The sequence below is a fragment of the Streptomyces sp. HUAS TT11 genome (assembly GCF_051553595.1).
Lineage (GTDB): Bacteria > Actinomycetota > Actinomycetes > Streptomycetales > Streptomycetaceae > Streptomyces.
Genome location: NZ_CP196184.1, coordinates 5,589,763 through 5,611,898 on the forward strand (window position 1 = coordinate 5,589,763; position 22,136 = coordinate 5,611,898).

Consider the following 22,136-nt stretch of genomic DNA (forward strand, 5'->3'; position numbering starts at 1 on the left):
TGAGTGCCCAGCGGTGTGGCCTCCCACACCTCGCCCAGGAAAATTCTGGTCTCACTTTGAACACGGCGGTGCCCGCTTCCGTATCCCGATGCGAGCGACCGACTGGGGGAACCCCCGGACACCGGAGGTAGGCGTGCGCAAGGATTCCGCCGTGGCTGATGAACGAAGGCCAAGGGCCCGACATCGCATGACCTCGTCCGCGGCGTCCTCCTCGCCGGAACCCGACGAGGAGCTGATGCGTGCCCTGTATCGGGAACACGCGGGACCCCTGCTCGCCTATGTGCTGCGCCTGGTCGCCGGCGACCGGCAGCGCGCCGAGGACGTCGTGCAGGAGACACTCATCCGTGCCTGGAAGAACGCCGGTCAGCTCAATCGAGCAACCGGTTCGGTACGCCCCTGGCTGGTGACGGTCGCCCGGCGCATCGTCATCGACGGTCACCGCAGCCGGCAGGCCCGGCCGCAGGAGGTCGACCCGTCGCCGCTGGAGGTCATCCCCGCGGAGGACGAGATCGACAAGGCGTTGTGGCTGATGACACTGTCGGACGCGCTGGACGACCTGACCCCGGCCCACCGGGAGGTCCTGGTCGAAACGTACTTCAAAGGGCGTACGGTCAATGAGGCGGCCGAAACGCTCGGCATCCCCAGCGGAACGGTGCGCTCCCGGGTGTTCTACGCCCTGCGGTCCATGAAGCTGGCACTGGAGGAGCGGGGGGTGACGGCATGAGCAATGTGTACGGGGGGTTCGGCACCGGCGGCCCTGGGGCCGTGCGCGGTCCACAAGGCCCCCAAGGACAGGGCGACATCCACGAGACCGTCGGCGCGTACGCCCTCGGGATCCTGGACGACGCCGAGGCCACGGCCTTCGAGGCCCACCTCGCCACCTGCGACTGGTGTGCCCAGCAACTGGACGACCTCGCGGGCATGGAACCGATGCTCGCCGCCCTCGCGGATCTGCCCGGCAGCCAGGGGTCCCCGGCCATCGGCGAGTCCCTGTCGGCCAAGCCCAGCCCTCGGCTGGTCGAGCGGCTGATCGACGACGTGTCCGAACGGCGGGCCCAGAAGCGCCGTCGCGGTTTCTACCTCGTCGCGGCCGCGGCCGCCCTGATCATCGGCGGTCCGCTCACCGTGATGGCGGTGAACGGCGGCAGCGACCGGGGCGCCACCGACCCGATGGCCATGGGCCCCGCCCAGCAGGCCTTCCAGGTCATGGGCGACAAGCATGCGGGGACCGACCCGAGCACCAAGGTCAACGCGGTGGTCGCGATGGAGCCCAGGGCCTGGGGCACGCACGCGGTGCTCCAGCTGAAGAACGTCACGGGTCCGCTCAAGTGCTCGCTGATCGCCGTCGGCAAGAACGGCGAGCGCGAGACGGTCACCTCGTGGTCCGTCCCGAGGTGGGGCTACGGCATCACGAACGCCAAGACCGAGGAGGCCAAGAAGCCTCTCTACGTCCACGGCGGCGCCGCCTTCACACCGAACGAGATCGACCACTTCGAGGTCATGACCTTCGACGGGAAGAAGCTGGTGGACGTGGACGCGTAGGCGTTCGCACACCTGCCTGAGCAACCCCGCGGCGTACGAACGAGGGACGCCGCGGGCCGACGCGTGTGGGGGTCCGGAGCAGGCCGTAGCCTCTTCGGGCCCCCTTCGCGTACGGTAGACGGCTGCCCAGCACGTCAGAAGGGGGCCCGGTGGCCGCTCAGGTTCAACAGGAAACCGCGCTCGGCCCGGTCGGCAAGTCCGCGCACGACTCGCTCCGCGACCGGGAGATCAGCGTCGAACAGGAACACCTGGACCGGGTGTACCGGCGCTTGGAGGAGAAGATCCACGAGGCGGAGTTCCTGATGCACGACGCAGCCCAGCGCGGGCACGTCGGCACACCGGGAGCCCTGGCCGAGCGGGACGCGCAGGTCTTCCGCGCGGGTGTACACCTGAACAGGCTCAACAACGAGTTCGAGGACTTCCTCTTCGGCCGCATCGACCTGCTGCGCGGCAAGGACGGCAAGAAGGGCCCGGACGGCGCCTACACGGCGGTCGAGCCCGCCGAGGGCGCGGTGCGGCCCGACAACACCGCCGACATCGCCGAGACCCTGCACATCGGCCGTATCGGCGTCCTCGACGAGGAGTACGCGCCGCTGGTCATCGACTGGCGCGCGCCCGCCGCGGCTCCTTTCTACCGCTCCACGCCGGTCGACCCCGGGCGGGTGGTCCGCCGCCGGGTCATCCGCTCCAAGGGGCGCCAGGTGCTGGGCGTCGAGGACGACCTGATGCGGCCCGAGCTGACGGCGACCCTCGACGGCCGCGAACTGCCCGTGATCGGTGACGGCGCCCTGATGGCGGCCCTCGGCCAGGCCCGCACCCACACCATGCGGGACATCGTGGCGTCGATCCAGGCCGAGCAGGACGTGGTGATCCGGGCACCCGCCTCCTCCGTGACCTACGTCGAGGGCGGTCCCGGCACCGGCAAGACGGCCGTCGCCCTGCACCGGGCCGCCTACCTCCTCTACCAGGACCGGCGCAGATACGCGGGCGGCATTCTGATCGTCTCGCCCACGCCCCTGCTGGTCGCGTACACCGAAGGAGTGCTGCCCTCGCTGGGCGAGGAGGGCCAGGTCGCCATCCGCGCGATCGGCTCGCTCGTCGACGGCGTGCAGGCCACGCTGTACGACTCCCCGTCCGTCGCCCGCGCCAAGGGCTCGTACCGCATGCTCAAGGTGCTGCGGAAGGCCGCCCGGGGCGCCCTGGAGACGAACGAGGCGCCCACCCGGCTGCGGGTCGTCGCCTTCGGCCGCCGCCTCGAACTGGAGGCCGAGGAACTGGAGCGCATCCGGCGCACCGCCCTCGGCGGTACCGCCCCGGTGAACCTGCTGCGCCCGCGCGCCCGCAAACTGCTGCTCGACGCCCTGTGGGCGCGCTCCGGCTCGGCCCATCGGCACACCGACCCCGAACTGGCCGCCGAGCTGCGCTCCTCCTTCGACGAGGACGTCGCCTCGGAGGACTCCTTCCTCGACTTCCTGGCCGCCTGGTGGCCGGAGCTGACCCCGCAGGCCGTGCTGGACACGATGGCCGACGAGAGGCGCCTCGGCCGCTGGGGGCGGCGCATCCTCAGCCCCGGCGAGGTGCGCAGGGTCGCGCGCTCCCTGAAGCGGGACGGCCTGTCCGTGCACGACGTCGCGATGCTGGACGAGCTCGAGGCCGTTCTCGGCCGGCCGGCCCGCCCGAAGAAGAAGCGCGAGCTGGACCCGCTGGAGCAGCTGACCGGGCTGGAGGAGCTGATGCCCGTCCGCGAGGAGACCCAGCGCGAGCGCGCCGAGCGGCTCGCGGCGGAGCGGACCGAGTACGCGCACGTGATCGTGGACGAGGCGCAGGACGTCACCCCGATGCAGTGGCGGATGGTCGGGCGGCGCGGTCGGCACGCCACCTGGACGGTGGTCGGCGATCCGGCCCAGTCCTCCTGGTCCGACCCGGACGAGGCGGCCGAGGCCCGTGAGGAGGCCCTGGGCACCCGTCCGCGCCGCCGTTTCACCCTTACGGTGAACTACCGCAACCCGGCGGAGATCGCCGAACTGGCCTCGAAGGTGCTCGCGCTCGCGATGCCGGGCTCCGAGTCCCCCTCGGCCGTGCGGTCCACCGGTGTCGAGCCGCGCTTCGCGGCCGCGCACGGGCCGCTGGGCCGGACGGTCCGCGAGGAGGCCGCCCGGCTGCTCGGCCGTGTCGACGGCACGGTCGGCGTCGTCGTCGCCATGAACCGGCGCGACGAGGCGGTCCGCTGGCTCGAAGGGCTCGGCGACCGGGTGGTGGCGCTCGGCAGCCTGGAGGCCAAGGGGCTGGAGTACGACGCGACCGTCGTCGTCTCGCCCGCGGAGATCGCCGACGAGAGCCCCGCGGGACTGCGGGTGCTGTACGTGGCGCTCACCCGGGCGACGCAACAGCTGACGGTGGTCTCGGGAGAGCGCGACGAACCGGACGCGGCCGGGGTTCCGGACCTGCTGCGGGACTGAACGGGGGAGGCTTCCACGGCCTGGCGGAAAGGAACTTCCGGTGCGGGAATGGCCTTACGGGATCTGTTTGTTAGCCTTGGTGTGACACCGGCTCGATCCAAGCCCCCGGGCCCAACCTTCGTCGCTACGAGCGACCACTTGCCGCGAGGCGAGCATGGCGGGTCGGTGTCATGAACGTCGCAGAGGTCCGCGCCACCGAGTGGCGCGGACCTCTGGCGTCCGTGGTGACCCGGCCCCTCTTCGGCCGCCGCGACCGCCCTCTCGTATGGTCGAAGGTGCTTTCCGAACGTACGCCGGCTGAACACAAGGTTCGCAATCCGGGGTGGCTACCACGTACTCCCCGGTAGGTGCGACGATCGGACGGCACATACGCGACACGGTGAAAGCAGAGGAAGTCGGCCATGGCAACGGCGCCCAGCGTCTCCTACTCGATGACGGTCCGGCTGGAGGTGCCCGCGAGCGGAACCGCGGTGTCCCAGCTCACCACGGCCGTGGAGTCCTCCGGAGGCTCGGTGACCGGCCTCGACGTCACCGCCTCGGGCCACGAGAAGCTCCGTATCGACGTCACCATCGCCGCCACCTCGACCGCGCACGCCGAGGAGATCGTCGGGAAGCTGCGCGGCATCGAGGGCGTGACCCTGGGCAAGGTCTCGGACCGTACCTTCCTCATGCACCTCGGCGGCAAGATCGAGATGGCGTCGAAGCACCCCATCCGCAACCGTGACGACCTCTCCATGATCTACACCCCGGGCGTGGCGCGCGTCTGCATGGCGATCGCGGAGAACCCGGAGGACGCCCGCCGTCTCACCATCAAGCGCAACTCCGTTGCGGTCGTGACGGACGGGTCGGCCGTGCTGGGCCTCGGCAACATCGGCCCGAAGGCCGCGCTGCCCGTGATGGAGGGCAAGGCGGCCCTCTTCAAGCGGTTCGCCGGCATCGACGCCTGGCCGCTCTGCCTCGACACCCAGGACACCGACGCGATCGTCGAGATCGTCAAGGCGATCGCCCCCGGCTTCGCCGGGATCAACCTCGAGGACATCTCGGCACCCCGCTGCTTCGAGATCGAGGCACGGCTGCGCGAGGCCCTCGACATCCCGGTCTTCCACGACGACCAGCACGGCACCGCGATCGTCGTGCTCGCGGCCCTGACCAACGCGCTTCGTGTGGTGGGCAAGGCGATCGAGAGCGTCCGGGTCGTCATGTCGGGCGCCGGCGCGGCCGGTACGGCGATCCTCAAACTGCTGCTCGCCGCGGGGGTGAAGAACGCCGTCGTCGCCGACATCCACGGCGTCGTGCACGCCGGACGCGAAGACCTGGTGGCCGCCGCCGCGGACTCGCCGCTGCGCTGGATCGCCGACAACACCAACCCCGAGGGCCTGACGGGCACGCTCAAGGAGGCCGTGCACGACGCGGACGTCTTCATCGGCGTCTCCGCCCCGAACGTCCTCGACGGCGACGACGTGGCCGCCATGGCCGACGGCGCGATCGTGTTCGCGCTCGCGAATCCCGACCCCGAGGTCGACCCCGCAATCGCTCGTCAGACGGCGGCCGTTGTGGCCACCGGCCGCTCCGACTTCCCGAACCAGATCAACAACGTCCTGGTGTTCCCCGGCGTCTTCCGCGGTCTGCTGGACGCGCAGTCCCGCACCGTCAACACGGACATGATGCTGGCCGCCGCGACCGCTCTCGCGGACGTGGTGACCGAGGACGAGCTGAACCCGAACTACATCATCCCGAGCGTCTTCAACGAGAAGGTGGCGGGCGCGGTGGCGGGCGCGGTGCGGGAAGCAGCGAAGGCGGCGGCGCCGTCGGGCCGGTAGTCCGGCCCTGTCGCACTGTGACCATGGCCACGGTGGCCGCGGATCCGGCGCGTCGCGGAACCCGGGAGCCCTGGCCGCCCTCTATGGTGGCGGCCAGGCTCATGGCCCCAGGGGCCTGCGGTCCGTCGCCGGGAGGGGCGGAGCGTCACCACAGCGAGGCCGTGGCGCTTTCGTGTGACTCCCAAGGGTGTTCTCGTGGCTCCTACGGGTGCCGGATTGGCTTTCCCGCCGCAGGTGGGGGCAGGATGCGTATTCGGGCGCGAGGGTCTGACGACGGACCCGGGTCCGGGGACCCACCGAGGACCCTGGCAGCATCGGCTTCGCCGTGCCCATCATGCGGCTCCGCCGCGTGGCACGCCTCAACGGCAAGAAGAACACGGGAGTAACAACATGAACCGCAGTGAGCTGGTGGCCGCGCTGGCCGACCGCGCCGAGGTGACCCGCAAGGACGCCGACGCCGTGCTGGCCGCGTTCGCCGAGACCGTCGGCGAGGTCGTCGCCAAGGGCGACGAGAAGGTCACCATCCCCGGCTTCCTGACCTTCGAGCGCACCCACCGTGCCGCTCGCACCGCGCGCAACCCGCAGACCGGCGACCCCATCCAGATCCCGGCCGGCTACAGCGTGAAGGTCTCCGCGGGCTCCAAGCTCAAGGAAGCCGCCAAGGGCAAGTGACCTCGCCGGTCGTACGCCACGGGACGGCGTACGAGGCCGTACCGTCACGGAACGGCGCACACAAGGCCGTACCGCCACGGAACGGCGTGACGAGGCCCGCAGACGCTCCTCGTGACGGCGTGCGGGCCCAGTAAGGCCGAAGGGGCGGTCACCCGGTTCGGGTGGCCGCCCCTAGCGCTGTCCTGGTGGCCTCAGCCGAGCGCCTTGCCCGGCAGCTCGACCTTCGCGCCCAGCTCCACGAGCTTGTCCATGAAGTTCTCGTAGCCGCGGTTGATGAGGTCGATGCCGTGGACCCGGGACGTGCCCTGGGCCGCGAGGGCCGCGATCAGGTACGAGAACCCGCCGCGCAGGTCGGGGATGACCAGGTCGGCGCCCTGGAGCTGGGTCGGGCCCGAAACGACCGCGGAGTGGAGGAAGTTGCGCTGCCCGAAGCGGCAGTCGGAGCCGCCGAGGCACTCGCGGTAGAGCTGGATGTGCGCACCCATCTGGTTGAGCGCGGAGGTGAAGCCGAGGCGGGACTCGTAGACCGTCTCGTGGATGATCGACAGGCCCGTGGCCTGGGTCAGGGCGACCACCAGGGGCTGCTGCCAGTCCGTCTGGAAGCCCGGGTGGACGTCCGTCTCCAGCGCGATGGACTTCAGCTGGCCGCCGGGGTGCCAGAAGCGGATGCCCTCGTCGTCGATCTCGAAGGCACCGCCCACCTTCCGGTAGGTGTTCAGGAACGTCATCATCGAGCGCTGCTGCGCCCCGCGGACGTAGATGTTGCCCTCGGTCGCCAGCGCCGCCGACGCCCAGGACGCGGCCTCCAGACGGTCCGGGAGGGCGCGGTGGGCGTAGCCGCCGAGCTTGTCCACACCGGTGATGCGGATCGTGCGGTCGGTGTCCATCGCGATGATCGCGCCCATCTTCTGCAGTACGCAGATGAGGTCCTCGATCTCCGGTTCGACGGCCGCGTTGGACAGTTCGGTGACACCCTCGGCGAGCACGGCCGTCAGCAGGACCTGCTCGGTGGTGCCGACGGACGGGTAGGGCAGCCGGATCTTCGTGCCGCGCAGCCCCTTGGGCGCCTCCAGGTACTGGCCGTCCGCGCGCTTCTCGATGGTGGCGCCGAACTGCCGCAGCACGTCGAAGTGGAAGTCGATGGGACGGCCGCCGATGTCGCAGCCGCCGAGGCCGGGGATGAACGCATGGCCCAGCCGGTGCAGCAGGGGGCCGCAGAAGAGGATCGGGATACGCGACGAGCCTGCGTGGGCATCGATGTCGGCGACGTTCGCGCTCTCGACGTGCGTCGGGTCGAGCACCAGCTCGCCGGGTTCCTCGCCCGGACGGACCGTCACACCGTGCAGTTGCAGCAGTCCGCGCACCACACGCACGTCGCGGATGTCGGGAACGTTGCGCAGGCGGCTCGGCGCGCTGCCCAGCAGGGCGGCGACCATGGCCTTCGGCACGAGGTTCTTTGCGCCGCGGACACGGATTTCGCCCTCCAGGGGGGTTCCGCCGTGGACAAGCAGGACATCGTCGTTGACGGTCATGGATCTCGCGTTCCGTGGAGTTGGGCAGGGGCCGGAGACGTAAGCGTAATGGCCGTCCACCCCCCGCAAGTAAGCCCGAGGACCTCCGGGCTACGTCATAGCTTTGCCACAACACGAACCGTGCGTAACCGGACGCGCCTGGTTACCACCCGTCACGGGCGCCCGCGCGCCGGCCGCACGCGCTCCGGTCTCCCGCCGCCTCCCGGGAACGGGCCCTCACCAGCGGGCCCGTCCGGTCACCGACCGCATTCACCCGCGTACCCGCATTGCCTCTCCACGCGGAGGCAAGATGCGGGATCATGTCTGCCATGACCGAGGTGTCCTCGCTCACAGGACGGCTGCTCGTGGCCACACCCGCCCTGGCGGACCCGAACTTCGACCGCGCTGTGGTACTCCTCCTCGACCACGACGAGGAGGGCTCGCTCGGTGTGGTCCTCAACCGCCCCACCCCGGTGGACGTGGGAGACATCCTGGAGGGCTGGGCGGAACTCGCGGGCGAACCCGGTGTCGTCTTCCAGGGCGGTCCGGTCTCACTGGACTCGGCGCTCGGCGTGGCGGTGATCCCCGGAGGTTCCGGGGAGCGTGCCCCGCTCGGCTGGCGGCGGGTGCACGGGGCGATCGGTCTTGTCGACCTGGAGGCGCCGCCGGAGCTGCTCGCCAAGGCCCTCGGTTCACTGCGCATCTTCGCCGGGTACGCGGGCTGGGGTCCGGGGCAGCTCGAGGACGAGCTCGTGGAAGGCGCGTGGTACGTCGTCGAGTCGGAGCCGGGTGACGTGTCGTCCCCGGAACCGGAGCGGCTGTGGCGGGAGGTGCTGCGGCGACAGCGCAGCGAGCTGGCGATGGTGGCCACCTACCCGGACGACCCTACGCTCAACTGATGTGTGGGAGTCTTCAGTACTCTTGGCCCTATGAGCACTCTTGAGCCCGAGCGCGGCACCGGTACGGGGACCCTCGTAGAGCCGACGCCGCAGGTGTCGCACGGCGACGGTGACCACGAGCGCTTCGCCCACTACGTCCAGAAGGACAAGATCATGGCGAGCGCCCTCGACGGTACGCCCGTCGTCGCGCTGTGCGGCAAGGTGTGGGTACCGGGTCGCGACCCGAAGAAATACCCCGTTTGCCCCATGTGCAAGGAGATCTACGAGTCCATGGGCAGCGGCGACGACGGCAAGGGTGGCGACAAGTAGCGATCGGCCTCCCGCCGGGTATCTGCTGAGCCCCCGGAGTGCACTTCGATGCACTCCGGGGGCTTTTGTGTGTTCTGTCGGGGCGCTGCCGTTGCACGGGATGCGTCCCGCGGTCACAGAGTGGTTCAGACCTCTTGTCGTCATGTTCATGTAGTACCTAGCCTCCGATGTGTTGTGCAGAGCAAAACAGCCATTGCGCATGTTGCAACGCGCTCAGCTCCGGAGGATGCTCCATGAAGCTCTCTGCCCCAGCCACCCGTCTGGCCGCCCTACTGCTCGCGGCCCTCACCGCCACCTCGTGTGCCCCTCAGACCGCCGACGGCTCCGGATCGGGCAAGGACGAGAAGACCGGGACCCTGCGGGTGTGGCTCTTCCAGGAGGTCGACAACAAGCCCAAGGAACGGGTTGTCGACCGGGCGGTCGCCGCCTTCGAGAAGGCCCACGACGGTGCCGAGGTCACCGTCGAGTACATCCCCGTCGAGACCCGCGCCCAGCGCGTCAAGGCCGCCTTCAACGATCCGAAGAGCGCGCCCGACGTCATCGAGTACGGCAACACGGACACCGCCGGCTACGTCAAGGACGGCGGACTCGCCGACGTCACCGAGGACTTCACCGCCTGGAGCGAGTCCAAGGACACCGACCCCACCGCGCGCCAGTCGGTCACCGTCGACGGCCGCGTCTACGGGGCCCCCTACTTCGTCGGCGTCCGGGCCCTCTACTACCGCACCGACGTCTTCAAGGAGCTGGGACTGCAACCCCCGCAGACGATGGCGCAGTTGGCGGAGACCGCGCGCCGCATCCACGCGGCCAGGCCCGGTCTGTACGGCCTCGCCGTGGGCGGCGCCTACACCTACGGTGCCCTGCCCTTCATCTGGGCCCACGGTGGTGAACTCGCCGCCGGCAGCGGTGGTTCGTACAGCGCGGCCGTGGACGGCACCGCCGCCAGGGCGGGCATCTCCGCCTACACCTCGCTCTTCGGCGACGGCAACTGCCCCGCGGCCAAGTGCGCGGAAATGGGCGGCAACGACACGGTCACCGCGTTCGCCGCGGGCAAGGCCGCCATGGCGATCGGCGGCGACTTCAGCCACCAGGCGGTCGAGGCCGGGAAGGTCAAGGGCAAGTACGCCGTCGTACCGCTGCCGGGTCTGAAGGAGGGCGAGATCGCACCGGCGTTCGCGGGTGGCAACAACATCGGCGTCCTGAAGAGCACCGCGCACCGGAGCCTCGCCGTCGACCTCATGGAGCGGCTCGCCTCGAAGCGGACCCAACAGGAACTCTTCGACGCCATGGGCTTCCTGCCGACGTTCACGGACGCGCGGGAGCAGGTCGCGCGCGAGGAGCCGTTCGTCGAGCCGTTCGTGCGGACGCTCGCCGCGGGCACCAGGTTCGTACCCGTGTCCCCGGCATGGGCCCAGATCGACGCCTCGCTCGTCCTGCCGACGATGTTCCAGGAGATCGTCAGCGGCAAGAAGGACGTGAAGGCGGCCTCGGCGGAGGCGGCGAGGAAGATGAACGACGCGTTCGGCTCCGCGGGCTGAGCGGGTGGCCGCTCCGGACACGGTCGTGGACCGGCACCCGCCCGCCACCACGACCGTGACACGCACACAGGGGCGTGCGCGGGCGGGCCGCACCCCGTGGCTCTACCTCGCCCCCGCCCTCGTCGTGCTCGGCGGGCTGCTCGTCTACCCCGTCTACCAGCTCGGGCTGATCTCGGTCCTGGAGTACACCCAGGCCCAGGTCAGCGGCGGCCGGCCGACGAGCTTCCGGGGACTCGGGAACTACACGACCCTCTTCTCGGACGACCAGTTCTGGTCGGTGCTGCTGGCCACGGTCGTGTTCGCGGCGGCGTGCGTCCTGTGCACCCTGGCCGTCGGCTGCGCGCTCGCCGTGCTGCTCACCCGCGTCCGTGCCCTGCCGCGGCTCGCCCTGATGCTGGCCGCTCTCGGAGCATGGGCGACCCCGGCCGTCACGGGCTCCACGGTCTGGCTGTTCCTGTTCGACCCCGACTTCGGCCCGGTGAACCGTCTCCTGGGACTCGGCGACCACTCGTGGACGTACGGCCGCTGCAGCGCGTTCCTCCTCGTGCTGCTCGAAGTCGTCTGGTGCTCCTTCCCGTTCGTGATGGTGACGGTGTACGCGGGTATCCGCGCCGTCCCGGCCGAGGTGCTGGAGGCCGCCGCGCTCGACGGCGCCTCGCAGTGGCGGATCTGGCGGTCGGTGCTCGCGCCGATGCTGCGCCCGATCCTGGCCGTCGTCACCATCCAGTCGGTCATCTGGGACTTCAAGGTCTTCACACAGATCTACGTGATGACCAACGGCGGCGGCATCGCCGGGCAGAACCTGGTGCTGAACGTGTACGCGTACCAAAAGGCGTTCGCGTCCTCGGAGTACAGCCTCGGCTCGGCGATCGGCGTGGTGACGCTGCTGATCCTGCTGGCCGTCACACTCGGCTATCTGCGGCTGCTGCGCAGGCAGGGGGAGGAGCTGTGACCCTCGTGAATCTTGTGCGCGGATCCGTACGCCGTCCCTGGCGGTCGGCGGCGGAGGCATCGGCGCTGCTGATCGCGGCGGTGGTCGCCTTTCCGCTGTACTGGATGGTGCTGAGTGCCGTGAAGCCGGCCGGCGAGATCGAGTCGACCCGCCCGCGTCCGTGGACCGGAGCACCGAGCCTGGATTCCTTCCGCCGCGTCTTCGGGCAGCAGGAATTCGGCCGTTACTTCCTCAACAGCCTTGTCGTCGCGGGCTGTGTCGTCGTCGCCTCGGCACTGATCGCGTTTCTCGCCGCGACGGCGGTGACGCGATTCCGCTTCCGTTTCCGGACGACCTTGTCGATCATGTTTCTGGTCGCCCAGATGGTGCCCGTGGAAGCCCTGACGATCCCTCTGTTCTTCCTGATGCGGGACCTCGGACAGCTCAACACCCTCGGCGCGCTCATCCTGCCCCACATCGCCTTCTCGCTGCCGTTCGCGATCTGGATGCTCCGGGGTTTTGTGAAGGCGGTTCCCGAGGCGCTGGAGGAGGCCGCCTACCTCGACGGGGCGAGCCGGACACGATTCCTGTGGCAGATACTTTTCCCGCTCGTACTGCCCGGCCTGGTGGCGACGAGCGTGTTCTCCTTCATCTCGGCCTGGAACGACTTCCTGTTCGCGAAGTCGTTCATCATCAGCGACACGTCGCAGTCCACACTCCCGATGGCACTTCTGGTGTTCTACAAGCCCGATGAGCCGGACTGGGGAGGTGTGATGGCCGCGTCGACGGTGATGACCGTTCCGGTCCTGGTCTTCTTCGTTCTCGTGCAGCGACGGCTCGTATCGGGGCTGGGCGGATCTCTCAAGGATTGAGGACTGACGTGATGGAACTGATTCCGGCGCCACGCGCCGTCGAGGGCCCCACACGCTGCGGTGTCGAGCTCGACGAGGACACCACCCTGTGGGCCGGACCTGGTACGGGGACCACGGAACGCTGGCTGCGCTCCACACTGGGGCCGGCCCTCGGGCTGCCCCTGGCACCCGGTCCGAAGGACGGCGCCAATTCCCTGCGGCTGTGCCTGGACGACGAACTGGAGCCGGAGGCGTACAAACTCTCCGCCGTCGTCGGCTGGGGGCTCGAGATCCGCGGCGGCGGCCCGGCCGGGGTGTTCTGGGGCGCCCAGACGCTGCGTCAGCTGCTGGGCGCCGACGCCTTTCGGCGCGCCCCCGTACGTCCGGAACTCGGCCATGGAATTGCGCACCAGATCATCGAGGACGCACCCCGTTTCGGCTGGCGCGGTCTCATGCTCGACGTGGCCCGGCACTTCATGCCCAAGGACGGCGTTCTGCGCTACCTGGATCTCATGGCCGCCCACAAACTCAACGTCTTCCACTTCCACCTCACGGACGACCAGGGCTGGCGTCTGGAGATCGAGCGGTACCCGCGGCTCACCGAGATCGGATCGTGGCGGGCGCGCACCAGATACGGTCATCGTGCCTCCCCGCTGTGGGAGGAGAAGCCGCACGGCGGTTTCTACACTCAGGACGACATCCGCGAGATCGTGGCGTACGCGGCCGAGCGGCATATCACCGTCGTTCCCGAGATCGACGTCCCCGGGCACAGCCAGGCCGCCATCGCCGCCTATCCGGAACTCGGCAACGGCGATGTCGTCGACACGGGCTCCCTCTCGGTCTGGGACGACTGGGGCGTCTCGAAGAACGTGCTCGCCCCCACCGACGCCACCCTGCGGTTCTACGAGGGCGTGTTCGAGGAGGTCCTGGAACTGTTCCCCTCCACGTTCGTCCACATCGGCGGCGACGAGTGCGCCAAGGACCAGTGGCGGAAGTCCCCGGCCGCCCAGGCGCGCATCAGGGAACTGGGCCTGGCCGACGAGGACGGACTCCAGTCGTGGTTCGTACGGCACTTCGACACCTGGCTCACGGCGCGCGGCCGCCGGCTCATCGGCTGGGACGAGATCCTGGAGGGCGGCCTCGCGGACGGCGCCGCGGTGTCCTCGTGGCGCGGCTACGCGGGCGGGGTCACGGCGGCGCGGAGCGGCCACGACGTCGTCATGTGCCCGGAGCAGCAGGTGTATCTGGACCACCGTCAGGACGGCGGGGCGGACGAGCCCGTGCCCATCGGGTACGTGCGCACACTGGAGGACGTCTACCGTTTCGAGCCGGTTCCGCCCCGGCTGACCGAGGAACAGGCGCGTCACGTCCTCGGGGCCCAGGCCAATGTGTGGACCGAGGTGATGGAGGACGTGGGGCGCGTCGACTACCAGACGTTTCCCCGGCTCGCCGCCTTCGCCGAGGCGGTCTGGAGCGATCTGCCCGCGCCCGCGGACCGCGACTTCGCCGACTTCGAGCGGCGGATGACCGCCCACTACCCCAGGCTCGACGCCCTGGGCGTCGCCTACCGGCCGCCCGCCGGACCGTCGCCGTGGCAGCGGCGACCCGGTGTGCTCGGACGCCCGATCGAGGGTGCCCCCCCGAACGTGTGAGGAGGCCCGCGACGGGCAGCCGGGGGACCCGGCTCCCTGGAAACGTGACCCGGCATGGGAAAAGCGCACAAGGGTCACCGAAGAGCAGCAATTCGCCCGCATTTGCGAACTGGTTGCAAAACGGACCATCAGCCTGGTGAGAGGGCGAATGCCTCCTAGCGGACCCCTGCGTCAGGGACCCGGGAAGATGTGCCAGAGTTGCCACGTCCGCCCTGTCAGCACGTACCGTACGGCAACACAGGTGGGACCAGGTGGGGCAGCGGGAAGGGGCAGCCGGTTTGACCACGCACGCACCGCAGGCGGCGCAGGCCGTGACGCTGCCCGCCTCTCTCGACGAGGCCGTGGCGGCGCTCGCCGCGATGCCGACCGCCGTCCCCGTGGCGGGCGGCACCGACCTCATGGCCGCGGTCAACTCCGGTCAGTTGCGGCCCGCCGCGCTGGTCGGCCTCGGCCGCATCAGTGAGATCCGCGGCTGGCAGTACCAGGACGGCCACGCACTGCTCGGCGCCGGGCTCACCCACGCACGCATGGGCCGTCCCGACTTCGCGGCCCTCATCCCCGCCCTCGCCGCCGCGGCGCGGGCCGCCGGGCCGCCGCACATCCGCAACGCCGGCACCCTGGGCGGCAACATCGCCTCGGCCGCCCCCACCGGGGACGCGCTCCCGGTGCTGGCCGCCTTGGAGGCCACGCTGATCATCGCGGGCACGAACGGGGCCGGCCGTGAGATCCCGGTCTCGCATCTGCTCGCCGGCATGGAGCTGCTCCGGGCCGGCGAACTCATCGGCTACGTGCGCGTACCGCTGCTGCACGCCCCCCAGGTCTTCCTGAAGGCGACCGGACGCACCGGTCCGGGGCGGGCCGTCGCGTCGGTGGCGCTCGTCCTCGACCCCGCCCGGCGCGGGGTGCGCTGCGCCGTCGGTGCCATCGCGCCGATGCCGCTGCGCCCCCTGGAGGCCGAGCAGTGGGTCGCCCAGCTCATCGACTGGGACAACAACCGCGCGATCGTCCCGGAGGCGCTCACCGCCTTCGGCGAGTACGTCGCCGCCGCCTGCATCCCGGATCCCGCTGCGGCGGAGGACGGCACCGTGGAGCAGCTGCCGCCCGCCGTACTGCACCTGCGGCGCACCGTCGCCGCGCTGGCCCGACGAGCACTGGGGAGGGCGCTGTCGTGACCGACGACCAGCACCGGGAGGGCGGCCCTCAGGGGCGCGCCCGCGGCTCCTGGGAGCGGCTGCCGCAAGGGGACTACGACGACGGCGCCACGGCCTTCGTGCAACTGCCCGAGGGCGGCATCGACGCCCTGCTCGCCTCCGACAGCCCGCTGGCCGCACCCGGTCACGGCTATGTGCCCCCGCAGTTCACCGCGGCGCCGGGCACGGCCGCGCAGCCGCAGGGCGACGGAGCGTGGGGTGCGCCCGCGGAGGGTGCCCAGTGGCCCGATCCCGGCGCGGCCGGCACGGAGGGTGCCGGCGACCGGTTCACCTACCAGCCCGGTGCGACCGGGCAGTGGAACTTCGAGGACGCCGCCGCGCAGGGGGCTCCGGCCTCGGGGCACGACGTCACCGGGCAGTGGTCGATCCCCGTGGCGAACGGTGATCTTCCGGACGAATCGGGCGAGTTCAGTACCTCCGCCCTCGTCGAGCAGTGGGGCGGCAGTCCGCCGGCGACCCTGCCGGGGGGCGCCGCCGCCCCCTGGGCGTCGAGTGCGGCCGGACAGCCGTGGCCGGACGGAACACCGGAAGGTCCCGCGCAGACGCCCGTCGAGGCCCCTTCAGAGCCGTCCGGCGGCCCGTACGGTGACACCGGGCCCTCCGGTGTCACCGAGGCGCCCGAGGCGGCACAGGAGCCGTCCACGGCCGCCGAGGCGTCCGAGGCCGGACCGGCACCCGAAGCCGGCCCGGAACCGGCGGCCGAAGCCGTCGACGCGGAGGAGCCGGCCCCCGGCCCCGCCGGGGCGCACGACGAGCACCCGCTGGCGTCCTACGTCCTGCGGGTCAACAGCGCAGACCGGCCCGTGACCGACGCATGGATCGGCGAGTCACTGCTGTACGTGCTGCGCGAGCGGCTCGGCCTCGCGGGCGCCAAGGACGGCTGCTCACAGGGTGAGTGCGGCGCCTGCAACGTCCAGGTCGACGGACGGCTCGTCGCCTCCTGTCTGGTGCCCGCCGTGACGGCGGCGGGCAGCGAGGTGCGCACGGTCGAGGGCCTCGCCGCCGACGGACAGCCCTCGGACGTGCAGCGGGCGCTCGCCCGGTGCGGCGCCGTGCAGTGCGGCTTCTGCGTCCCCGGGATGGCGATGACCGTGCACGACCTCCTGGAGGGCAACCCGGCGCCCACCGAGTTGGAGACGCGTCAGGCGCTGTGCGGCAACCTGTGCCGCTGCTCCGCCTACCGAGGCGTCGTGGAGGCCGTCAAGGAGGTCGTCGCCGAGCGCGGGGCCCACGCGCAGGCCGAGTCCGCAACGGACGGCGACGAGCCGCGCATCCCGCACCAGGCCGGTCCCGGCGGAGGCGGTGTGCACCCCTCCGCGTTCGACGGCGCCGACCCCGACCAGCACCCGTACGGCCAGGACGGAGGCCAGGCGTGAGCAACGAAGCCGCCACCGCGACCACCGCGGCGGCCGCACCGGCCCCCGAGCCGCTGCCGCACGGCCTGGGCGCCTCCCTGCCGTCCGCCGACGCCGGGGCGAAGACCGAGGGCACCTTCCCGTACGCGGCCGATCTGTGGGCCGAGGGCCTGCTGTGGGCCGCCGTACTGCGCTCGCCGCATCCGCACGCGCGCATCCTGTCCATCGACACCAGCCACGCGCGCGAGATGCAGGGCGTGCGGGCCGTCGTCACCCACGAGGACGTTCCGGGCGAGGCGGTCCACGGGCGGGGCAGGGCCGACCGGCCCGTGTTCGCCTCCGAGGTCGTGCGCCACCACGGGGAGGCCATCGCGGCGGTCGCCGCCGACCACCCCGACACCGCGCGCATGGCCGCCGCCGCCGTCATCGTCGAGTACGAGGTGCTCGAGCCGGTCACCGATCCCGAACAGGCCTTCGACTCCGAGCCGCTGCACCCCGACGGCAACCTGATCCGCCACATCCCGCTGCGCCACGGCGACCCCGACGCGCTCGGCGAGATCGTCGTCGAGGGCCTGTACCGCATCGGCCGCCAGGACCCCGCCCCGATCGGTGCGGAGGCGGGTCTCGCCGTGCCCCGGCCCGACGGCGGGGTCGAGCTGTACATGGCCTCGACCGACCCGCACACCGACCGCGACCGCGCGGCCGCGGTCTACGGGCTCGAGCCCGAGCGGGTGAAGGTCGTCGTCACCGGTGTGCCCGGCGCCAGCGCGGACCGCGAGGACCAGGGCTTCCAACTGCCGCTCGGACTGCTCGCCCTGAAGACGGGGTGCCCGGTCAAGCTGACCGCGACGCGCGAGGAATCCTTCCTCGGGCACGTCCACCGCCACCCCACCCTTCTGCGCTACCGCCACCACGCGGACGCCGAGGGCCGGCTGGTGAAGGTCGAGGCACAGATCCTGCTGGACGCCGGCGCCTACGCGGACACGTCCTCGGAAGCGCTCGCCGCGGCGGTCTCCTTCGCCTGCGGCCCCTACGTCGTGCCGAACGCCTTCATCGAGGGCTGGGCCGTCCGCACCAACAACCCGCCGTCGGGCCATGTGCGCGGCGAGGGCGCGATGCAGGTGTGCGCCGCCTACGAGGCCCAGATGGACAAGCTGGCCAAGAAGCTCGGCCTCGACCCGGCCGAGCTGCGGCTGCGCAACGTCATGGCCACGGGCGACATCCTGCCCACCGGCCAGACGGTCACCTGCCCGGCACCCGTCGCCGAACTGCTCGAGGCGGTCAGGGACCATCCGCTGCCCGCGCTGCCCAAGGACACCCCCGAGGACGAGTGGCTGCTGCCCGGCGGCCCCGAGGGCGCGGGCGAACCGGGTGCCGTGCGACGCGGTGTCGGCTACAGCATCGGCATGGTGCACATGCTCGGCGCGGAGGGCGCGGACGAGGTCTCCACGGCCACGGTGAAGGTGCAGGACGGGGTGGCGACGGTGCTGTGCGCCGCCGTCGAGACCGGCCAGGGCTTCACCACGCTGGCCCGGCAGATCGTCCAGGAGACGCTCGGTATCGACGAGGTGCACGTGGCGCCGGTCGACACGGACCAGCCGTCGGCCGGCGCGGGCTGCCGGGGCCGCCACACCTGGGTGTCCGGCGGCGCCGTGGAGCGTGCCGCCAAGATGGTCCGTACCCAGCTGCTGCAGCCCCTGGCGCACAAGTTCGGCATGTCGACCGAGCTGCTCCAGATCACCGACGGCAAGATCACCTCGTACGACGGGGTGCTGTCCACCACCGTCACGGAGGCGATGGACGGCAAGGAGCTGTGGGCCACGGCGCAGTGCCGCCCGCATCCGACGGAGCCGCTGAACGAGACCGGCCAGGGCGACGCCTTCGTGGGGCTCGCTTTCTGCGCGATCCGCGCCGTGGTGGACGTGGACATCGAGATCGGCTCGGTGCGGGTCGTGGAACTCGCCCTCGCCCAGGACGTCGGCCGGGTGCTGAACCCGGCCCAGCTCGCCGCGCGCGTGGAGGCGGGCGTCACCCAGGGCGTGGGCATCGCACTCACCGAGAACCTGCGCACGGCCCGCGGCCTGGTCCGCCACCCCGATCTGACGGGCTACTCCCTGCCCACGGCTCTGGACGCGCCCGACATCCGGATCGTCAAGCTCGTCGAGGAACGGGACGTGGTCGCGCCCTTCGGTGCGAAGTCGGTCAGCGCGGCGCCGGTGGTCACCTCCCCGGCGGCCGTCGCGTCCGCGGTGCGGGCGGCGACCGGCCGCCCGGTCAATCGCCTGCCGATCCGACCGCAGGCTGCCGTGGTGACGGGGCAGTGAGCACCGGAGAGGGCGCGGACGACCCGAGCCCCGGGACCCCGTCGGACGGGGAGCAGCGCTACGAGCCCGCGCCCGGGGTCGGGAAGCTCCTGGTCTGGATCCTTCTCTTCGTCCTCGCCGCGATCGTCGTCGTGCTGGGCGGCGTGTACTTCACCTGACGGACCCCGGCCCGTAGCCGGTGCTCGGTGTGGTTCTCGTCACGAGTCCGTGGTCAACGGCGGGGACGCGCCGCAAATCCGGCGGCGTTGTCAGTGCGGCGGCGTATGGTTTTCGGCGTCGGGGGAGAGGCGCTCCACAAAGATCGACCACGGGAGCGCTCAGGGAACGAAGTACGCGGGGGAACAATGGGCTTGAGCGACGTCGGCAGCGTGATCACGCTTGCCGGGGCGGACCTCGATCCGTACATCACGCACGCGGGGACGCGGCGCCTGCTCACGGGGGCGGGACTGCCGTCCGACAGCTCCCTGCTGGGGTTCAGGCCGCTGTACGAGCGGCCCGCGCTGCGACGGGTGACCGAGCTGGTGGACGACGCGGGGAAGCTCGCCGAGGAGCTGCGTGACCAGCTGGTCATAGGGGCGCTGCGCACCGTCGACCGCGACCTTGAGTCCCTCGTGCTGAACGGGGCCACGGGCGAGGTCTCCACGACATACGTCCACCCGCGCCATCCCGGCCTGATGGGCCTCTCACCGCTCGCGCCCTCGCTGGAGGTGCTGCTGCGCTTCGCCGCGGTCACCGACGAACTGGCCACCTCCCGGGGCCGGTTCGCCTCGCACGGGTACGGCGCCAAGGCGGTGGCGCAGGCCTCCGAGCAGCTGGCGTCGGTGTTCGCCGAGGACGCGGGAGCCGGCCTCGCACCGTACTGGCGGATGGCCGCGCTGATCCGTCCGCTGGCCCGGATCGCCCGTCCCGGCACGGGACTTGCGCTCGACCTGCCGTCGCGGCTGCTGGACGAGGAGTTCGGCTCCGCCGCCATCGTGCGCTTCGAGGACGTCGACTTCCCCGGCACGCTCACGCACGAGCCGACCCGCCGCTTCCTGCGTGAGGTGGGCCTGCCGGAGAACGGCTACTGGTACGAGCTCGACACGGACGTGCCGCTGCCCACCCTGGCCGAGTACTACGCGGACGAGGATCGCGGCCCCGCGGACGAACTCCCGCCCGAGGCCGACCGTTTGATACGTCTCGGCTATCTCCTGGAGGACACGAGCCTGGTCCTGGACGGCTCCACGGGAGCGGTCCTGTGCTGGAGCGAGCCCGACGCCACGCTGCGCCCGCTCAACGCGGACATCTCCACCCTGGCCTTCACCGTCTGGCTGGTGCACCGCGAGAAGGCACTGGACGCGGAGCACGATCTGACGGACGCCTACGAGCAGCTGGCCGCGACGATGGCCGAGACCCTCGCCGCGGTCGATCCGATCGCCTGCGACCCGACCCCGAGGACGCCGCAGGACGACGGCCGGCGCTATTGGCCCGAGGCTTTCGAGGACGAGGCGGGCGGGGGCCTGTACGCGTAGGTGTGCTGTCCCGGGACGCGGCGGCGGAGGGCTTCGGTACCGGGGCGGCACGGGTGCCGCGTACGGCACTCCCAGGCGTCCGAGGGCGCATCGGACCGCAGGACCGCCGACCACCGTCGGGCGCGGATGCCGGACAGGTCACCGCAGGCCGGCCGCCCGAAGCACGACTGCGCCGGTGCGGGCCGCCCGCCCCACCGGATGCGTCCCTGTGACGTCCGGGGGAGGCGGCTGGTGTCCGCCCCCGCAGCAGGCGGTGCGGGGGCGGGGACCTCGCTCGGTCAGGTGGTGGTCAGGGCGCACTGGCCGCGGTCGGCCGTCGCCGGGCCGGCGGCGGAGGGCCGGATCTCGAAGTCGAACATCGCGGTGGGGACGTACAGCGAGCAGCAGGCGTTGGGGACGTCGACGATGCCGCTGATGCGTCCCTCGACGGGCGCGGAGCCGAGCAGCAGGTAGGCCTGCTCCCCGCTGTAGCCGAACCTCTTGAAGTACTCGACCGCGTTGAGGCAGGCCCGGCGGTAGGCCAGCGTCGCGTCCAGGTAGTAGTTCGTGTCGGTGTCGTGGTCGACGGAGATTCCGATGAAGGTGAGGAACTCCGTGTATCGCGGCTCGACGTTGCCCGGGATGAACACCGGGTTGGTCGAGATGCCGTACTTCTCCATGCCGCCCTTGATCAGGTCGACGTGGAAGTCGATGAAGCCGCCCATCTCGATGGCGCCGCAGAAGGTGATCTCTCCGTCGCCCTGACTGAAGTGCAGATCGCCTCCCGAGAGCTTGGCGTCCTTGACGTGTACGGGGAAGAACACCCGCGAACCGCGTGTGAAGTTCTTGATGTCCTGGTTGCCGCCGTTCTCACGGGCCGGAACCGTGCGTGCGCCCTCCGCGGCGATGCGCGCGGCGAGGTCCCCGGTGGCCGTGCCGGCGAGCGCGTTGGTGCCCTCCGGCGGCAGCGCGAGGGGCGGGACCCGGTTCGGGTCGGCGTCGATCAGCGCCTGCTCACGTGTGTTCCAGTGGGCGAGCATCTCGGACGACGGTGCCGTTCCGAACAGCCCGGGGTGCGTGATCCCGGTGAAGCGGATACCGGGCAGATGACGGGACGTGGCCTGCTGCCCGTGGAAGTCCCATATCGCCTTGTAGGCGTCCGGGTAGTAGTCGGTCAGGAAGCCGCCGCCGTTGGCCTTGGCGAAGATGCCGGTGTAGCCCCAGTTCTGGCCCGCCGCATCCCCGGTCTGCTGCGGCACGGGGCCGAGGTCGAGGATGTCGACGACGAGCAGGTCGCCGGGTTCGGCGCCCTCCACCCCGATCGGGCCGCTGAGCATGTGAGGGATGGTCAGGTCGATGTCGCGTACATCGTCGGCGGTGTCGTTGTTGCCGATCTGGCAGTCGGTCCAGTCGCGGCACTCCATGCGGAACTCCGCTCCCGGCTTCACCATGGCGACGTTGGGGATGTCCGGGTGCCACCTGTTGTGTCCGGGCACGTCCTGGTCACGCATCGACTTGCTCTGGTCCACAGTGAATACGACTTCGGGCATGACAGCCTCTCATTTCAGATCC

At 71.0% G+C, this 22,136-nt stretch carries 18 protein-coding genes; 16 read left to right on the forward strand and 2 right to left on the reverse strand.

Going from position 1 to position 22,136, the window contains the following annotated elements:
- The first annotated feature begins 187 nt into the window (after positions 1–187).
- The 5 genes from ACSHXN_RS24975 to ACSHXN_RS24995 all read left to right on the forward strand — a co-directional run bounded on the left by ACSHXN_RS24975 (position 188) and on the right by ACSHXN_RS24995 (position 6,493).
- Positions 188–724, forward strand: a complete 537-nt coding sequence (locus tag ACSHXN_RS24975; protein ID WP_059127811.1) for a sigma-70 family RNA polymerase sigma factor — start codon at positions 188–190, stop codon at positions 722–724.
- Complete coding sequence (locus tag ACSHXN_RS24980; RefSeq protein ID WP_438303729.1) at positions 721–1,542, forward strand: anti-sigma factor family protein; 822 nt, start codon at positions 721–723, stop codon at positions 1,540–1,542. Before ACSHXN_RS24975 ends, ACSHXN_RS24980 begins: the two co-directional genes overlap by 4 nt.
- Before the next feature lie 149 nt (positions 1,543–1,691).
- The gene (locus ACSHXN_RS24985) at positions 1,692–4,001 is read left to right on the forward strand and encodes a HelD family protein (RefSeq protein WP_355129046.1); all 2,310 of its coding nucleotides are present in this window, start codon (positions 1,692–1,694) and stop codon (positions 3,999–4,001) included.
- Between the two features lie 401 nt (positions 4,002–4,402).
- Positions 4,403–5,821 carry an NAD-dependent malic enzyme gene (locus ACSHXN_RS24990; protein ID WP_355129048.1) on the forward strand — a complete coding sequence of 473 codons (1,419 nt, stop codon included), beginning with the start codon at positions 4,403–4,405 and terminating at the stop codon, positions 5,819–5,821.
- Positions 5,822–6,211: 390 nt separating this feature from the next.
- Entirely contained in the window at positions 6,212–6,493 is a 282-nt protein-coding gene (locus tag ACSHXN_RS24995) for an HU family DNA-binding protein (protein ID WP_007498188.1), read from the forward strand.
- Positions 6,494–6,684: 191 nt separating this feature from the next.
- On the opposite strand, the gene murA is transcribed toward ACSHXN_RS24995, so the two are convergent.
- On the reverse strand, positions 6,685–8,025 hold the full coding sequence (gene murA / locus ACSHXN_RS25000; RefSeq protein WP_355129050.1) for a UDP-N-acetylglucosamine 1-carboxyvinyltransferase: 1,341 nt from the start codon (positions 8,023–8,025) through the stop codon (positions 6,685–6,687).
- A gap of 308 nt (positions 8,026–8,333) precedes the next feature.
- Here murA and ACSHXN_RS25005 point away from each other — a divergent pair, with 308 nt between their 5' ends.
- The 11 genes from ACSHXN_RS25005 to ACSHXN_RS25055 all read left to right on the forward strand — a co-directional run bounded on the left by ACSHXN_RS25005 (position 8,334) and on the right by ACSHXN_RS25055 (position 20,585).
- A complete protein-coding gene (locus tag ACSHXN_RS25005; protein WP_059127816.1) occupies positions 8,334–8,903 on the forward strand; it encodes a YqgE/AlgH family protein in 570 nt (189 codons plus the stop codon).
- 30 nt (positions 8,904–8,933) lie between these two features.
- Positions 8,934–9,212, forward strand: a complete 279-nt coding sequence (locus tag ACSHXN_RS25010) for a DUF3039 domain-containing protein (protein WP_355129052.1) — start codon at positions 8,934–8,936, stop codon at positions 9,210–9,212.
- Between the two features lie 233 nt (positions 9,213–9,445).
- The gene (locus ACSHXN_RS25015) at positions 9,446–10,750 is read left to right on the forward strand and encodes an extracellular solute-binding protein (protein WP_438303730.1); all 1,305 of its coding nucleotides are present in this window, start codon (positions 9,446–9,448) and stop codon (positions 10,748–10,750) included.
- Positions 10,751–10,775: 25 nt separating this feature from the next.
- Positions 10,776–11,702 carry a carbohydrate ABC transporter permease gene (locus ACSHXN_RS25020; RefSeq protein WP_438306499.1) on the forward strand — a complete coding sequence of 309 codons (927 nt, stop codon included), beginning with the start codon at positions 10,776–10,778 and terminating at the stop codon, positions 11,700–11,702.
- 5 nt (positions 11,703–11,707) lie between these two features.
- Positions 11,708–12,553: a carbohydrate ABC transporter permease gene (locus ACSHXN_RS25025; RefSeq protein WP_355129056.1), complete on the forward strand. Its 846-nt coding sequence runs from the start codon at positions 11,708–11,710 to the stop codon at positions 12,551–12,553.
- Positions 12,554–12,564: 11 nt separating this feature from the next.
- A complete protein-coding gene (locus tag ACSHXN_RS25030; RefSeq protein ID WP_355129058.1) occupies positions 12,565–14,184 on the forward strand; it encodes a beta-N-acetylhexosaminidase in 1,620 nt (539 codons plus the stop codon).
- A 278-nt stretch (positions 14,185–14,462) separates the two neighbouring features.
- Positions 14,463–15,356, forward strand: a complete 894-nt coding sequence (locus tag ACSHXN_RS25035) for an FAD binding domain-containing protein (RefSeq protein WP_438303731.1) — start codon at positions 14,463–14,465, stop codon at positions 15,354–15,356.
- Positions 15,353–16,771: a 2Fe-2S iron-sulfur cluster-binding protein gene (locus ACSHXN_RS25040; RefSeq protein WP_438303732.1), complete on the forward strand. Its 1,419-nt coding sequence runs from the start codon at positions 15,353–15,355 to the stop codon at positions 16,769–16,771. The genes ACSHXN_RS25035 and ACSHXN_RS25040 overlap by 4 nt, the downstream gene beginning before the upstream one ends.
- A complete protein-coding gene (locus ACSHXN_RS25045) occupies positions 16,768–19,074 on the forward strand; it encodes a xanthine dehydrogenase family protein molybdopterin-binding subunit (RefSeq protein WP_355129064.1) in 2,307 nt (768 codons plus the stop codon). Before ACSHXN_RS25040 ends, ACSHXN_RS25045 begins: the two co-directional genes overlap by 4 nt.
- Complete coding sequence (locus ACSHXN_RS25050; RefSeq protein WP_355797792.1) at positions 19,071–19,232, forward strand: hypothetical protein; 162 nt, start codon at positions 19,071–19,073, stop codon at positions 19,230–19,232. The genes ACSHXN_RS25045 and ACSHXN_RS25050 overlap by 4 nt, the downstream gene beginning before the upstream one ends.
- A gap of 186 nt (positions 19,233–19,418) precedes the next feature.
- Positions 19,419–20,585 (forward strand): SUKH-4 family immunity protein, encoded by a 1,167-nt coding sequence (locus ACSHXN_RS25055; protein WP_355129068.1) that lies wholly within the window; start codon positions 19,419–19,421, stop codon positions 20,583–20,585.
- 278 nt (positions 20,586–20,863) lie between these two features.
- Here the strand turns inward: ACSHXN_RS25055 and fmdA are convergent, their stop codons facing one another.
- On the reverse strand, positions 20,864–22,114 hold the full coding sequence (fmdA, locus tag ACSHXN_RS25060) for a formamidase (RefSeq protein ID WP_355129070.1): 1,251 nt from the start codon (positions 22,112–22,114) through the stop codon (positions 20,864–20,866).
- Between the last annotated feature and the right edge of the window lie 22 nt (positions 22,115–22,136).